The 13,523-nt window shown below is 76.3% G+C and carries 12 protein-coding genes; 6 read left to right on the forward strand and 6 right to left on the reverse strand.

What is annotated here, in order from left to right:
• The first annotated feature begins 16 nt into the window (after positions 1-16).
• Both ACFZBX_RS22725 and ACFZBX_RS22730 read left to right on the forward strand, forming a co-directional pair.
• Positions 17-1,534 carry a cytochrome P450 gene (locus tag ACFZBX_RS22725; RefSeq protein WP_391535596.1) on the forward strand — a complete coding sequence of 506 codons (1,518 nt, stop codon included), beginning with the start codon at positions 17-19 and terminating at the stop codon, positions 1,532-1,534.
• 73 nt (positions 1,535-1,607) lie between these two features.
• Positions 1,608-2,258, forward strand: a complete 651-nt coding sequence (locus ACFZBX_RS22730; protein WP_391535597.1) for a dihydrofolate reductase family protein — start codon at positions 1,608-1,610, stop codon at positions 2,256-2,258.
• Between the two features lie 200 nt (positions 2,259-2,458).
• Here ACFZBX_RS22730 and ACFZBX_RS22735 read toward each other — a convergent pair whose 3' ends face one another.
• Positions 2,459-3,280: an alpha/beta fold hydrolase gene (locus tag ACFZBX_RS22735; protein WP_391535598.1), complete on the reverse strand. Its 822-nt coding sequence runs from the start codon at positions 3,278-3,280 to the stop codon at positions 2,459-2,461.
• A gap of 167 nt (positions 3,281-3,447) precedes the next feature.
• Here ACFZBX_RS22735 and ACFZBX_RS22740 point away from each other — a divergent pair, with 167 nt between their 5' ends.
• Both ACFZBX_RS22740 and ACFZBX_RS22745 read left to right on the forward strand, forming a co-directional pair.
• Positions 3,448-3,894, forward strand: a complete 447-nt coding sequence (locus ACFZBX_RS22740; RefSeq protein WP_391535599.1) for a hypothetical protein — start codon at positions 3,448-3,450, stop codon at positions 3,892-3,894.
• Positions 3,895-4,157: 263 nt separating this feature from the next.
• On the forward strand, positions 4,158-5,555 hold the full coding sequence (locus ACFZBX_RS22745; protein WP_391535600.1) for a carbohydrate-binding protein: 1,398 nt from the start codon (positions 4,158-4,160) through the stop codon (positions 5,553-5,555).
• A 220-nt stretch (positions 5,556-5,775) separates the two neighbouring features.
• Here the strand turns inward: ACFZBX_RS22745 and ACFZBX_RS22750 are convergent, their stop codons facing one another.
• The gene (locus ACFZBX_RS22750; protein WP_391535601.1) at positions 5,776-6,438 is read right to left on the reverse strand and encodes a GNAT family N-acetyltransferase; all 663 of its coding nucleotides are present in this window, start codon (positions 6,436-6,438) and stop codon (positions 5,776-5,778) included.
• A gap of 141 nt (positions 6,439-6,579) precedes the next feature.
• Here ACFZBX_RS22750 and ACFZBX_RS22755 point away from each other — a divergent pair, with 141 nt between their 5' ends.
• Positions 6,580-6,987: a YybH family protein gene (locus tag ACFZBX_RS22755; RefSeq protein WP_391535602.1), complete on the forward strand. Its 408-nt coding sequence runs from the start codon at positions 6,580-6,582 to the stop codon at positions 6,985-6,987.
• A 220-nt stretch (positions 6,988-7,207) separates the two neighbouring features.
• A complete protein-coding gene (locus ACFZBX_RS22760) occupies positions 7,208-7,759 on the forward strand; it encodes a YceI family protein (protein ID WP_391535603.1) in 552 nt (183 codons plus the stop codon).
• On the opposite strand, the gene ACFZBX_RS22765 is transcribed toward ACFZBX_RS22760, so the two are convergent.
• The 4 genes from ACFZBX_RS22765 to ACFZBX_RS22780 all read right to left on the reverse strand — a co-directional run bounded on the left by ACFZBX_RS22765 (position 7,746) and on the right by ACFZBX_RS22780 (position 13,455).
• A complete protein-coding gene (locus ACFZBX_RS22765) occupies positions 7,746-11,741 on the reverse strand; it encodes an AAA domain-containing protein (RefSeq protein ID WP_391535604.1) in 3,996 nt (1,331 codons plus the stop codon). The two genes, ACFZBX_RS22760 and ACFZBX_RS22765, sit on opposite strands and share 14 nt — an antisense overlap.
• 129 nt (positions 11,742-11,870) lie before the next feature.
• Positions 11,871-12,557, reverse strand: coding sequence for a class I SAM-dependent methyltransferase (locus ACFZBX_RS22770; RefSeq protein ID WP_391535605.1), 687 nt, complete (start codon positions 12,555-12,557; stop codon positions 11,871-11,873).
• 44 nt (positions 12,558-12,601) lie between these two features.
• Positions 12,602-13,042 carry an ATP-binding protein gene (locus tag ACFZBX_RS22775; protein ID WP_391535606.1) on the reverse strand — a complete coding sequence of 147 codons (441 nt, stop codon included), beginning with the start codon at positions 13,040-13,042 and terminating at the stop codon, positions 12,602-12,604.
• A gap of 35 nt (positions 13,043-13,077) precedes the next feature.
• Positions 13,078-13,455 carry a hypothetical protein gene (locus tag ACFZBX_RS22780; RefSeq protein WP_391535607.1) on the reverse strand — a complete coding sequence of 126 codons (378 nt, stop codon included), beginning with the start codon at positions 13,453-13,455 and terminating at the stop codon, positions 13,078-13,080.
• Between the last annotated feature and the right edge of the window lie 68 nt (positions 13,456-13,523).

Raw genomic sequence — 13,523 nt, forward strand, 5'->3', positions numbered from 1 at the left:
CCCCTCCGGAGACACCGTGACCTCCCCGTTCCGTGACGACCCCGCCCTCGCCCCGCCGGCCGGCTGCCCCGCCCACCGGGGCGGCGACCCGGGCGGCCGGGACCAGGCCGTGCTCGACGCGCTCGACGAGCCCGCCTCCGACGAGCCCGGCCTCGACGAGCTGCCGGTCGCCGGGCTCCGGCGGCTCTACGGACCCGCCGCCGAGACCGACCCGGCGGGCCTGTACGAGCAGCTGCGCGCCGAGTACGGCGAGGTCGCGCCCGTCCTGCTGCACGGCGACCTCCCGGCCTGGCTGGTCCTCGGCCACTCCGCGAACCTCACCGTGATGCGCACGCCCTCGCGCTTCTCCCGGGACTCGCGCCGCTGGACGGCGTTCCAGGAGGGCCGGGTCGCCGCGGCCTCCCCGCTGATGCCGGTGATCGCCTGGCAGCCGCTCTGCGTCTTCGCGGACGGCGCCGAGCACCGCCGGCTGCGCGGCGCCGTCACCGACGGCCTGAACGGCACCGACCGGCGCGGGGTGCGCCGCTTCGTCACCCGGTACACGGCCGAGCTGGTCGAGGAGTTCGGCGGCAAGGGCCGGGCCGAACTGGTGAGCCGGTTCGCCGAGCACCTGCCGATGCTGGTGATGACCCAGCTGGTCGGGATGCCCGAGGAGTACGGGCCGCGCCTGGTCGAGTCGGCCCGCGACCTCATGAAGGGCACCGAGACGGCCATCGCCAGCAACGACCACGTGGTGGCCTCGCTGCGGCGCACCGTCGAGCGCAAGCGCAGCGACCCCGGGCCGGACCTGTGCACCCGGCTGATGCAGCACGAGGCCGGGCTCACCGACGAGGAGGTGCTGGAGCACCTGCGGGTCGTGCTGCTGGCGGCGAACGAGACCACCGTCAACCTGATCGCCGACACGCTGAAGATGATCCTCACCGACGAACGCTTCCGCGCCCACCTGTCGGGCGGTCATATGACCGTGCCGGACGCACTGGACCAGGTGCTATGGGACGCCCCGCCGATGTCGCTGGTGGCCGGGCGGTGGGCGACCGGCGACACCGTGCTCGGCGGCCGCCGGATCAGGGCCGGCGACATGCTGCTGCTGGGCCTCGCCGCCGGGAACGTCGACCCGGTGGTCCGGCCGGACCCGGCGAAACCGCTGCACGGCAACCGCTCCCACCTGTCGTTCGGCAGCGGACCGCACGAGTGCCCGGGCCAGGACATCGGCCGGGCCATCGCGGAGACCGGAATCGACTGCCTGCTCACCCTGCTGCCCGACCTGCGGCTGGCCGTCCCGGAGTCGGAGCTGACCTGGACCTCGGCCTGGCTGTCGCGCCACCTGGTCGAGCTGCCGGTGGAGTTCACCCCGCGCGAGCAGCTGCCGGAGGCGGTGGCGGCGGCCGCAGCGGCAGCGGAGGCGGACAGGGCCACCTCCCCCGTCCAGGTGGAGCACGTGGAGCCGGTGGAACCGGAGGAACCGAAGGCGGCCGAGCTGCCCGGGCCCCGGCGCGGCTGGTGGGACACGCTCACCGGCTGGCTGCGGCGCTGACCGCCGGCCGGGGCGGGCGCGGCTAGAGTCGGCCCGAACCGCCGCGCCGCGCCGACCACCGGAGGGTGACCCCGTGTCCCTGGTACGCGTCCACAACTTCTCCGTCTCGCTCGACGGCTACGGCACGGGCGAGGGCCAGAGCCTGGAGGCCCCGTTCGGCCACGCCGGCGAACGGCTGCACCGCTGGTTCCTCCGCACCCGGACCTTCCGCGCCATGCACGGCGAGCCGGGCGGCGAGACCGGCGTCGACGACGCCCTGGCGCGCACCTGGGGAGCCGGCATCGGCGCGGAGATCATGGGACGCAACAAGTTCGGCCCGCAGCGCGGCCCGTGGCAGGACCACGAGTGGAACGGCTGGTGGGGGGCCAACCCGCCGTTCCACACCCCCGTGTTCGTGATGACCCACCACCCCAGGCCCAGCCTGGAGATGGCCGGCGGCACCGCCTTCCACTTCGTCGACGGCTCCCCGCACGAGGTGCTCGCCCGCGCCCGCGCGGCCGCCGGCGGCCTGGACGTACGGATCGGCGGCGGCCCGTCCACCGTCCGCGCCTTCCTCGCCGCCGACCTGGTCGACCACCTGCACATCGCCGTGGTCCCGATCCTCCTCGGCCGCGGCGAGCGCCTCTGGGACGGACTGGAGGGCCTGGAGGACCGCTACCGCGTCGAGTCCGTCACCACCCCGAGCGGCGTCACCCACCTGACGTTCACCCGGCCCGCCGCCTGAGGTCCGTCCTGCTGAAACCGGTTCAAGGGCCCCGTTCCTCACGGTAGTCGGGGTGTTCGTCGCAGGACTGCGCCGGGGCCCGCAGAGCGCAGGTGAGGCCGGATCACTCCTACGGAGCCGCTGCTGCCGAACCGGCGGCAGCGGCTCGATCCGGTCGCGGGCGCTCCGGAACCGGCGACGGCGGTCTCCGCCCCGTCCGCCTATCCGGCGAGGAACGGGAGGAGGGCGGCGGTGAGTTCGGTGGGGGCGTCGACGGGGATGAGGTGGCCGGCGGTGGGGAACTCGTGGAGGTGGGCGGTGGGGATCGCGGCGGCGTAGCGGCGGCCGATGTCCTGGAAGTCGGCGACGTCGAGTGCGCCGGTCGCCACCAGGGTGGGGGCGGTGATGGTGGCGAGGTCGCCGGTGGAGGTGCCCCGGGAGTGCTCGCCGACGGCGGACTGGTTCACCAGGGAGGTGCGCAGCGGGCCGCGGAGGCGGTCGGCGGTGCCGGGTGCCACGTCCTCCCAGCGGCGGGCCGGTCCGCGGACCCACATGTCGAGGTTGACCTGGACGGCGGTGTCGAGGTCGCCCGCGGCCAGGGCCGCCGTCTCGGCCTCGTCGTAGGCGGTCATCTCGGCGGACCAGGGGTAGCCCGGCCACGGCGCGGCGAGCAGGGCCAGCGCGTGCACCCGGTCGGGGTGGGTGAGGGTGAAGTCGACGGCCACCCGGCCGCCCCAGGAGGCGCCGACCAGCCGGACGCGGTGGTGGCCGAGGTGGTCCAGCAGGCGGCGCAGGTCGTCGGTCTCGCGGAACGGTCCGGCCGGGGGCGCGGACTCGCCGAAGCCGCGCAGGTCGTAGCGGATGACGGTGTGGCGCTCGGCGAGCGCGGGGGCGACGGCGTCCCACATGCGGTGGTCGGCGATGCCGGCGTGCACGAGGACCACGGGCGGGCCGTCGCCGTCGACGACGTAGGAGAGTTGGCCGAGGGCGTCGGTGAGGGTGGGCATCCGCAGATGCTCGCAGGTGGCGGGCGCATGTGCCACCGGTTAATGATCACGGCCGGGGCTTCCGGTGCGCCCCCTCCGCTCTGGTGCGCCCCGGCCGGGAGGGCCGGGCGGGGTTTGCCGCCGCTGCCGGGGTGCCATATCCGAGGCTGCAGGCCGGATCCGGCGGGAGGCCGGATCGGGCCGACCGAGGGAGGGACACCCGTATGACAGACATCCACCGGTCCGCGCTGCGGTACACCGCCGACATCACCGCGGAGGACATCGACGCCCTGGCCGGGTTCATCGGCCGGCGGCTGGTCCTGCTGCGGGAGGCGGCCGGCGCGGCGGGGAGCGAGGAGGAGCGCGTCGGGGACGCGCTGGCGCAGACGGTGGCGGCGCTGACCGGGAGCGCCCGGGAGGTGCTCGGCGCGCTCGCCGAACGGGCGGCGGAGGCCGCGGAGGCCGGGCCGGAGGAGGAGGTCCGGCACCCCGACGACGTGCTGGAGGAGCTGATGGTCCGGCTCAGCACCCTGTGGCGCTACCTGCTGACGGCCGCCGAGGCGTGGAGCCACCTGCCGGACTACGACGTGGCGCGCTGGCGGCTCGACGGCCATCTGGACGCCGAGCACGAGGCGCGGGCGCGCTGGCTGGCGGCCGGCGAGGCCTGGTAGCCGTGCCGGACCGGCCCCGGCCCGGGCGGGCGGGGGCCGGCCGCGTCCCGGCACGGCGCCGGGCGGCGCGTGCGGGCGCCGGCGGTCTTGACGAAACGTCCAGTCAAAAGGTCTTCTGTACCACGGAGTCGGCCCGCCGGCGGCCGCACGGCCCGGTGGGGGTATAGCCCGGAGCTGTACCCCCGGGTGACATCTGCCCGGCCGGCGGACGGTCCTCCTACGGTTTCCCGCAACCCCCACACCATGACCGCGGGAGACCCCCCATGCTCCGACGACCCGCCAGGGCCGCGTGTGCCGTCCTGGCCACCGCCGCCCTCGGCTTGACGGCACTCCAGGGCACCGCCGGTGCCGCCGCTCCGACCCCCGGATCCGGCCCGGCCGCCCGGGCCGCCGCGGCCGCCTCGGCGGCGGCGGACACCCTCGGGGTGACCGCCGCCGCGCCCGAGGTGCTCGACGCGCTCCAGCGCGACCTCGGCCTGACGGCCGGGCAGGCGCGGGCGCGGATCACCAACGAGGCGCGGGCCGGTGCCCGGGCCGGCGCGCTCGCCCAGGGCCTGGGCGACAGCTGGGCCGGCTCCTGGATCGAGGGCGCCGACGCCTCCGGGCTGGCCGTCGCCACCACCCGGGCCGCCGACGCCGCGACGATCCGCGCGGCGGGCGCCCGTCCGGTGGTCGTGGCGCACCCGCTGGCCGCGCTGGAGGGCGCGCTGGCCGCGCTCGACCGGGCCGCCGGGCGCGGCGCCGCGGGCCGGGCCGACGCGCTCGCCGCCCCGGTGCGCTACGTCGACGTGCGCGACAACACCGTGGTGGTGCAGGCCACCGACCCGGCCGCGGCCGAGCGGCTGGTCTCCGCCGCCGGGGTGGACCGGGCGGCGGTGAAGGTGGAGACGGTGGCCGAGGCCCCGCGTCCGCTCTACGACCTGCGCGGCGGCGACGCCTACTACATCGGCGGCAGCTCCCGCTGCTCGATCGGCTTCCCGATCACCCGGGGAACCACCCAGGGCTTCGTCAGCGCGGGCCACTGCGGCCGCACCGGCGCCACCACGACCGGCTCCAACCGGGCCGCCCAGGGCAGCTTCCAGGCCTCGGTGTTCCCGGGCAACGACATGTCCTGGATCGCCGCCAACAGCAGCTGGACCGCGACCCCGTACGTGACCGGCGCGTCCGGCGCGGTGACCGGTTCGGTGCAGCAGCAGGTCGGCGCCTCGGTCTGCCGCTCCGGCTCCACCACCGGCTGGCACTGCGGCACCATCCAGCAGCACGGAACCAGCGTCACCTACCAGGAGGGCACCGTCTCCGGGGTGACCCGGACCAATGTGTGCGCCGAACCCGGCGACTCGGGCGGCTCCTTCATCTCCGGGACGCAGGCACAGGGCGTGACCTCCGGCGGCACCGGCAACTGCTCGCAGGGCGGCACCACCTACTACCAGCCCGTCAACCCGATCCTCCAGGGCTACGGACTGACCCTGAAGACCAACTCGTCGGGCCCCGGCCCCGGCCCGGGCCCGGGCAACCCCGGCGGGACCTGGTCGGCCGGCACCGTCTACCAGGCGGGTGACACGGTGACCTACGGCACCACCTCCTACCGCTGCCTCCAGGGCCACCAGGCGCAGGCCGGCTGGGAGCCGCCGAACGCGCCGGCGCTCTGGCAGAGCGCGTAGCCCGTCCGCGGGACGACGGCGCGACGGCGGGCCACCGGTGTGAGACCTTGGACGGGGGGCGAACCACCAAGGAGGCCCGATGTCCTCGAAGCGCCGCCGCAAGAAGAGGGCCCGCCGCAAGGGCGCCAACCACGGCAAGCGGCCGCAGTGCTGAACCAGCGCTGAGCCGGTGTCGGAGCGCCGCGCCGGTCCGGACTCCCCGTCCGGACCGGCGCGGCGCTCACGCGTCGGCGGGCCGCCGCTCCCGCGGCGCGTAGTACAGGCTCGCCATGGTCGCGCGCACGCTCCAGCCGAGGGCGGAGTACAGCGCCCGCCCGTCGGGCGTGGCGACCAGGATGCCGGTGGCGGCCCCGCCCTCGTGCGCGGCGTCCTGGAGGGCGCGCATCACCACCGAGCCGAGCCCCCGGCGGCGGTGCCCGGGGTCGGTCTCGATCTGGTCGGCCACGGCGGTCGTCCCGGTGACGGCGAGCTGGCCGCGCGCGGCGTAGTGGCCGTCGGCGGTACGGACCAGCGCCTTGACCACGCCGCCGCGCCGCCAGCTGGTGAGGGTGTACCCGGCGGGCACCGCCGGGCGCTGCGGGGCGAGCGGCACGGTCATCAGGTAGCCGGGGACGTCGAAGTGCCAGCCGGGGCCGATCCAGGGGCGGACGGCGTCGTCGTCGGCGAAGAGCTTCAGCCAGGTGCCCGGCGCGGTGGTGGCCGCCACCAGCTTCCGGACGTCGGCCTCAGCCGGTTCCGGCAGGACGTGCCGGGCCACCTGCTTCGGCTGCCCGACATCGACGCTCCACCCCCAGGGCTCGTCCACCGGGTCGGCCGCGCACCGCGACACGACCCAGCCCCCGACCCACTCCCGCACCAGCTCATTGACGGTGGGCTCGTCCACCCGCCACCCCCAGGTAATAGTCACAATAGATATTCACAGCTTACCAACTCTGCCGCCGGGCCACGAGCACCCGGAGCGGCCGGCACCCGGCGGGCACGGCACGCGTTGCGCGGGCGGCCCGGCGGGCGCAGCATCCTGGGCATGACGAGCGACGAGGAACAGATCCGGGCCCTGATCGAGGCGTGGGCGGCCGCGGTCCACCGGGGCGACCTGGCGGGCGTGCTCGCCGACCACGCGGCGGACATCGTCATGTTCGACGTCCCGCCGCCCTACGAGGGCGTCCGGGGCATCGACGCCTACCGGGAGACCTGGCCGCCGTTCTTCGAGTGGCAGGCGCGCGGCGCCGCGTTCGCGATCGAGTCGCTGGACGTCACCGCCGGCACCGACGTCGCCTACGCGCACGCGCTGCTGCGCTGCGGGACGCCGCAGGACCTCGCCGACCGGCCGGCCCAGCGGCTGCGGCTCACCCTCGGGCTGCGCCGCCAGGACGGCCGCTGGGTGGTCGCGCACGAGCACCACTCGTTCCCGGAGGTCACCGGGGTGGAGTAGCCCGCCCGGTCCCGGCGCGGGGGTGCGGTCCGGCGCCGGCGGTCGGCCGCGCCGGTGGCACGCTCCGGCCGACGGACCGGGGCCGCCCATCACCGTGACCGGCGACCCGTGTCCCGGGGTCCCGGGCGACCACGCCCTGCTCGGCGATGATGCAGGAGTCGGCCGCCCGGCTCGCCGCGCCGCCGTCCTGACGGACCCACACCATCCACGGAGGCACCGCATGTCCGCTTCACTCCCCGAGCTCACCGGCGACTACGTGCTCGACCCCGCCCACACCCGGATCGGCTTCGTCGCGCGCCACGCCATGGTGACCAAGGTCCGGGGCTCGTTCGGGCAGTTCAAGGGCACCGCCCACCTGGACGGCTCCGCCCCGGCCGAATCGGCCGGCCAGGTGACGATCAAGGCCCAGAGCATCGACACCGGCGTCGAGCAGCGCGACCAGCACCTGCGCACCAACGACTTCCTCGACGCCCCCAACTTCCCCGACATCACCTTCCGCACCACCTCCGTCGAGCCGCGCTCGGACAGCGACTACCGGGTGACCGGCGACCTCACCATCAAGGACGTCACCCGTCCGGTCGCCATCGACTTCGAGTACACCGGCAACGCCGTCGACCCGTACGGCAACCTGCGGGTGGGCCTGGAGGGCTCGCTGACGATCAGCCGCAAGGAGTTCGGCGTCACCTGGAACGCCGCCTTGGAGGGCGGCGGCGTCCTGGTCGGCGACAAGGTCGTCCTGGAGTTCGACATCTCCGCGATCAAGCAGGGTTAGGTCCGTCCAGCGGCCAGGTGTCCCGGTCGCGGAGGTGGTCGTAGGTCGGCAGCTCCGCGGCCAGGACGTCGAAGTGGGCCAGCGGCGCCCACAGCGCGCGGTCGCCGATCACGTACAGGCGCCGCTTCGCCCGGCTGGCGGCCACGTTGAGCAGGTGCGGACTGCCGGCCGCCCAGGCGCGGGCGCCGGGGCGGTTGCCACCGAGCAGGAGGATCACGACGTCGGCCTCCTTGCCCTGGGCCCGGTGGACGGTGGCGCAGCGCTCGTCCAACTGTTCGGCGCTCCAGCCGGCCTCGGCGCAGGTCTCGCGGGCCTCGCGGACCAGGGCGCGGAAGGGCGCGATGATCCGCACCCGGCCGGGCGTGACGCCGTGCCGGTCGAGCCGGCCGAGGACGAACTCCAGGGCGCGCCGGTCGCGTTCGCCCCAGGGCGCGTCGCCGTCCCGGGCGGGGTCGGGGGTGTTGAGCCAGCGGCTGGGGAGCAGGCCGTCGTGGTCCTCGTCGGGGAAGGGCCGGGGGTGGGTGCCGTAGACCATCAGGCCGCCGTAGGCGACGTCGTTGCTGACCGTGAACATGGGCTCCTCGCAGCGGCGGTGCACCCGCAGCGGCGAGCCGACCCAGACGGTGGACCCGTCGTCGCCGGTGGGGTCGGGCAGGCAGGTGCCGTAGCGGTTGACGCGGTCGGCGACCGCCTGGGCGGAGGTCGCGGAGGGCAGCCACTCCTCGTCCACGCCGTGGGCGCGCAGCAGGCGGCGCTGGAGGGCCGCGGGCATGGTGACCACCGGTTCGAGCTGGAGCGGGTCGCCGACCAGGACGGCCCGGCGGGCCCGCCACAGGGCGCCGACGGCGGCCTGCGGGGTGGCCTGCCCGGCCTCGTCGACCAGCACCCAGCCGATGGCGCCCCGGCCGAGGCGGGCGAACATGCTGCCGATGGAGGAGAAGGTGGTGGAGACGACGGGGACGAGGAGGAAGAGGGTCTGCCAGGCGCGCAGGACCTCCTCGTCGGGGACGGGGCCGTTGGTGCCCGCCATGAGCTCGGTCAGGACGAGGAGGTTGCCGCGCACCCGCTTGGCGTTGGCGGCGACGAAGGCGCGGTGCAGGTCCAGGGCGCGCATGAACAGGTCGCTGCGGGCGGTGCACCAGGCCTCGTCGGACCAGGGCGAGCCGAGTTCCTGCTCCCGGTCGTCGAGGTGGGCCCACTCCAGGGGCAGCGAGGGCAGGTCGGCGGCGGCCCGGCGCAGCACGCGGTGGGCGGCGTCGAGGCCGGCGCTCTCCGCGTCCAGGTCGCGCCGGGCGGCCTCGGCCTCGTGCCGGGCCCGCCGAATGGCCTCCAGGGCGGCGGCCTCGGCCGTCCGGGCGGCGGCCTCGCGGGCCCGGGCCCGGTCGGCGGCCCCGGCGGCCTCGGCGAGGGAGACGGTGGAGCGGGTGTGCAGGTCGTCGGCGGCGAGCCGCTCGGCGCGCACGCAGTCGGCGAGGTGCTCGTTGGCGTCCTCCAGGGCGGAGCGCCGGCGCACCAGCAGGTCGAGGATCTCGGCCTGGGTGCGTTCCTGCTGCGCCTCGTCGGCCTGGCGCTCGGCGGCGGTCCGCAGCAGGCGGCGCAGCCCGGAGCGCAGGCCGGGTCCGGCCGTGGCCGGCGCGTCCTGGCGGGCGGTCAGGGCCTCGACGTACTCGCGGTGGTGGGCGGCCCGTTCGCGGGCGGCGGCCAGGTCGGCGCGGGCCTCGGCGAGGGCCGTCCGGGCCCGGGGGATGTCCCCGGTCACGGCGTCCCGGGCGGCTTCGGCCGTCAGGGCGGCGGTCCGGGCGGTGGCGGCGGCCGTGGCCGCCTCGGCGTGCCGGGCCTCGGCCTGCGCCGTGCGCCGGTCGGCCAGGGCGAGGTCGGCGCGCAGGGCGTCGAGGCGCCGCGGGCCCCGCTCCGGTGCGGTGTCCGTCAGGGCGGCGGCGAGGCGGGCCCGTTCGGCGCGCAGACGTTCGACCTCGGCCCGGGCGGCCTCGAAGGCGGCGACGGCCTGCGGCCAGGAGGGCACCGGCTGGGCGGGGCCGGCGGCGGGGGCCGTGTCCGCGGTGCGCGCGGTACGGGACCTCGGGGCGCTCGGCGTCACCCAGTCCCCCAGGACGGCGTTCATGCCGCGCAGCGGGGGCAGGCCCCGGGCGGTGCGCGCGTCGGCCTCCTCCTCGGTCAGCCGGCCCCACCAGAAGCGCTGGGCGAACCTCGTCCGGTTCGACTTGTTGCCGAGCACGGCGGCCACCAGGCCCCAGGCGGGCGCGCCGTCGAGCAGGGCGGAGGCCAGGTCGGAGAAGTGGTCGGGGCCGTCGTGCCAGTGCTCGTCGAGGGCGGCGGCGCCGGGCAGCTCGGCCGTCACGTTCTCCACGGCGCCGTTGTTGGAGGAGGTGACCACGATCTCGTGGCCGGTGAGCCTGGGGTCGAGCGCCGCAACGAAGCGGGCGTGGCGCCCCTGCCGGTCCTTGCCGCGCCAGGCCCGGCCGACGAACGCCTCCTCCGGCCGCTCGAAGGAGGCCATCACGGTGGCCCGTTCGACGACCAGGGCGGCGACCAGGTCGCGCAGCATGGTGGTCTTGCCGGTACCGGGCGGGCCGTTGACGGAGAACAGGCCGCCGTCGGTCCCCTCGCGGTCGGCCAGCATCCGGTTGACCGCGAACTGCTGGCTGAGCGCGAGCGGGTACGCCGCCTTCGCCGGCCAGCGCCCCGCCGGCACCAGGGCCGGGTCGACGCCGTCCAGGACGGCCCGGCGGTCCTCGCGCAGGTCGGTGCGGGCGTCGGCGGCGATGTCGGCACGGGAGGTCAGATAGGCGTCCAGCGCGGGGCCGAGGCCGTCCGCGCCGTCGTCGAGGGCGGCGCGGACCCGGGCGAGGTCGGGCGGCAGGAGGCTGTTGAGGAACGGCTGCGCGGCGGTGGGCCTGGCCTCGGGGTCGCGCGGCAGGCGGACCAGCCGGCTGCAGACGCGGATCTCGCGCGGGTCGAGGCGGTCCTGGACACCGCAGAGGTGGGCGATCTGGGCGGTCAGGGCGACGAGGTCGGCGAAGGCGACGCTGCGGGCCGGGTCGGCGGGCGCGGCCACGGCGGCCTCCTGCGGGGCTTCGGTCCCGGTCCCGGTCCCGGCCGCGCCCTGCGCCGTGGGGCCGTCCTGCGCTGAGGGGCCGTCCTGCGCCGTGGCACCGTCCTGCGCCGGGCGGCGGGCCGCCACCCAGTCCGCCACCCTGCGCACCAGGGGGTCCGCCGCCCCCTGGACCGCGGCCCCGGTCATGTCACCGAGCAGCACCCCGACCGCCGCCACCGCCGCCCCGCCCAGCACCTCGGCGAGCACCTGCCGCCAGCCCCGGGCCACGACGGCGTCGGGCGCCGGCTGGACACCGTACCCGGCCTCCCGCGCCGTCCGGCTCCCGGCGGCGTACGTGATCGGCGCGGCGGCCAACTGCCCCACCGCCACCTCGAAGGCCTCGCCCAGCTCCTCGAAGCCGTCCAGCCACCCCGGCGCCGACGGCCCCGGGTCGAACAGCCGGCCGGTCGCCCAGGCGCACGCCGACACCACCGACGTCCCGTCGACGGGCCGCCCGTACTCGTCCAGGACCAGCGCGAACATCGCGCTGCGCCCCGACAGCACCAGCTCCTCCTGCGGCACCCCCGGATCCGGCTCGGTCCCGGCCGGCAGCACGGCGATCATCGCCTGCCGCAGCAGCTCCAGGTCGAACAGCCCGCCGTACACCTCGTGGCGCCACACCATCCCGCGCGGCGCCCGCCACGGCGCCGTGTCGGGATGCTCGGCCGACCACGGCAGCACCGGAGCGTCCTGACCCGCCGCCGGTGCGAGGTCGACGACGAACGTGTCGGAGGCCCGGGGCCTGCCCGCGCGCCGCTTGCGCGGCACCTCCGGAATGCCCGGCGGACTGAACAGCTCGACCGCCCGCCAGCACTCCAGCAGGTCGGCCACCCGCCGCCCCTGCTCCCGCTCCCGCCCCGACCCCATGCCGCGCCCCCGTACCGAACCCGCAGCCCGCAGCCGCTTCGTGTGCCGATCAACAGTCCGCAGAATCTACCGGACGGCGGACCGCCCGGCGTAGGCCCCCCGGGCCTCGGGCCCGGGAGCAGCACCAGGTCAGGCGGGCTTCCCGCGGTCCGCGGCGCTCTCCCCCGCCCGGCCCCCGGCGCCCCAGAACAGCGGGCCGGCCGTCGGTGTGACCGTGATGTCCCAGCCGAGTCCACGCAGCCGCCCCTCCAGCTCGGCCGGCTCGTACGGGACCTTCACGATCCGGTAGGCCGTCCCGTCCGGGGTGTGCCGCTCGATGGTGGAGGATGCCGGGCCCTCGACGAGCTCCTCGGGATTGCGGTAGCGGTCGTCGACGAGGAACACCCGGCCCCGCGGCGCGAGGGCGGCGGCCACCAGGGACCAGAAGGCCTCGAACCGGCCGGCCGGCACGTGCGAGAGCCAGCACCCCATGAAGACCACGTCATAGTGGCGGTCGGGTTCCCAGCCGAACAGGTCGGCCTCGACGAATCTCACCGGGGCGCCCTCGGGCAGCCGGCTCGCGGCGATCGCGAGCATCTCCGGGGAGGCGTCGACGGCGGTGAGGTCGCCGGCGTGGCGGAGCAGCCGGGGGGTCCAGGTGCCGGGGCCGCAGGCCAGTTCCAGGACGCTGCCCGCCGGCCGGAACGCGTCGAGCGCTTCGGCCAGTTCGACGCCGCCGGGAAGGTCACGGAGGTGGTCGGGGTAGTCCGGGGCGAGGGCCCGGTAGTAGGCGCGCTGTTCGGACAGCAGCCGGTCCTGAGCCGGTCCGGTGTTCATGCCTTCACTATGCGGCCGCCCCGGGAACAGGGCCAGCGCGCGGCTCAGCAGGCCGGGAGGGAGCGGGGCGGGGGGAGGAACACCTCGCACCAGACGGCCTTGCCGGGGCCGTGGCGGTACCAGCCCCAGCGGCGGGTCAGGCGGGCGAGGAGGAAGAGTCCGAGGCCCCCGAGGTCCTCCGGGCGGCGGGGGCGGCGGGAGCGCGGCGGGCGGGGGCTGCTGTCGGTCACCTCGATCCGCAGCAGGCTCCCGCCGCGGGCGAGCAGCAGGGTCCCGGGGCCGCCCGTGTGCCGGACGGCGTTGGTCACCAGTTCCGAGACCAGCAGCACGACGTCCGTGACGACGGCGCGCTCGGTGGTGTCGTCGAGCCAGTCCGCGGTACGGGCCCGGGCCTCGGCGGTGATGCCGGGGCGGGCCGCCAGCGGGAAGCGGAGGACCGTCAGTGTTCCGTGGAGGTCGGTGGCGGGCGGCATGGCCCTGGGCATGCGGTCGTTCCTCCTCGATGTTCGGCGGTCGCTCCTCAGCGGTCGGCGGCCGGCCTCTCGTCGGCAGGCCGCTCGGTGACCATCCGTTCGGTGACCATCCGTTCGTCGGCCAGCCGCTCGTCCGTGCGCGGCGCCCGCGTCCCGGCGACCGCCGCCGCCCTGCGGTCACGCCGGGTCGTGCGGCGCGCCGGCCTGGTCCGGGCCTTGCGGGCCGCGCCGGCCAGCGCGAGGCCGAGGCAGAACAGCAGGGCGAGCGCCAGCCCGGCGAGGAAGACGCCCAGGCTGTTGAGGGTCACCAGGTCGTTGCCCAGAATGGTCACCTGGTACTCCGGCCCGCCGGAGAGGTTGTCGGCGATCAACAGCCCGGTGAAGGCCGCCGTCGCGGCGACCAGGAGAAGTCCGAACAGCAGCATGGCGTGTCCCTTCCGTCCTCGCCCCCTCGGTGTCCGTTCCCCACCACTGCGTCGCGCCTACCCGGACG

Origin of the sequence: Kitasatospora sp. NPDC008115 (assembly GCF_042957205.1) — a bacterium.
In the GTDB taxonomy this organism is placed as follows: Bacteria; Actinomycetota; Actinomycetes; order Streptomycetales; family Streptomycetaceae; genus Kitasatospora.

What these genes read in the sequence shown, in the direction of transcription:
- ACFZBX_RS22740 (WP_391535599.1), top strand. Translation starts at nt 3,448, where the DNA reads ATGACAGACATCCACCGGTCCGCGCTGCGGTACACCGCCGACATCACC.
- ACFZBX_RS22745 (WP_391535600.1), top strand. Translation starts at nt 4,158, where the DNA reads ATGCTCCGACGACCCGCCAGGGCCGCGTGTGCCGTCCTGGCCACCGCC.
- ACFZBX_RS22755 (WP_391535602.1), top strand. Translation starts at nt 6,580, where the DNA reads ATGACGAGCGACGAGGAACAGATCCGGGCCCTGATCGAGGCGTGGGCG.
- ACFZBX_RS22760 (WP_391535603.1), top strand. Translation starts at nt 7,208, where the DNA reads ATGTCCGCTTCACTCCCCGAGCTCACCGGCGACTACGTGCTCGACCCC.
- ACFZBX_RS22765 (WP_391535604.1), bottom strand. Translation starts at nt 11,741, where the DNA reads ATGGGGTCGGGGCGGGAGCGGGAGCAGGGGCGGCGGGTGGCCGACCTG.
- ACFZBX_RS22770 (WP_391535605.1), bottom strand. Translation starts at nt 12,557, where the DNA reads ATGAACACCGGACCGGCTCAGGACCGGCTGCTGTCCGAACAGCGCGCC.
- ACFZBX_RS22775 (WP_391535606.1), bottom strand. Translation starts at nt 13,042, where the DNA reads ATGCCCAGGGCCATGCCGCCCGCCACCGACCTCCACGGAACACTGACG.
- ACFZBX_RS22780 (WP_391535607.1), bottom strand. Translation starts at nt 13,455, where the DNA reads ATGCTGCTGTTCGGACTTCTCCTGGTCGCCGCGACGGCGGCCTTCACC.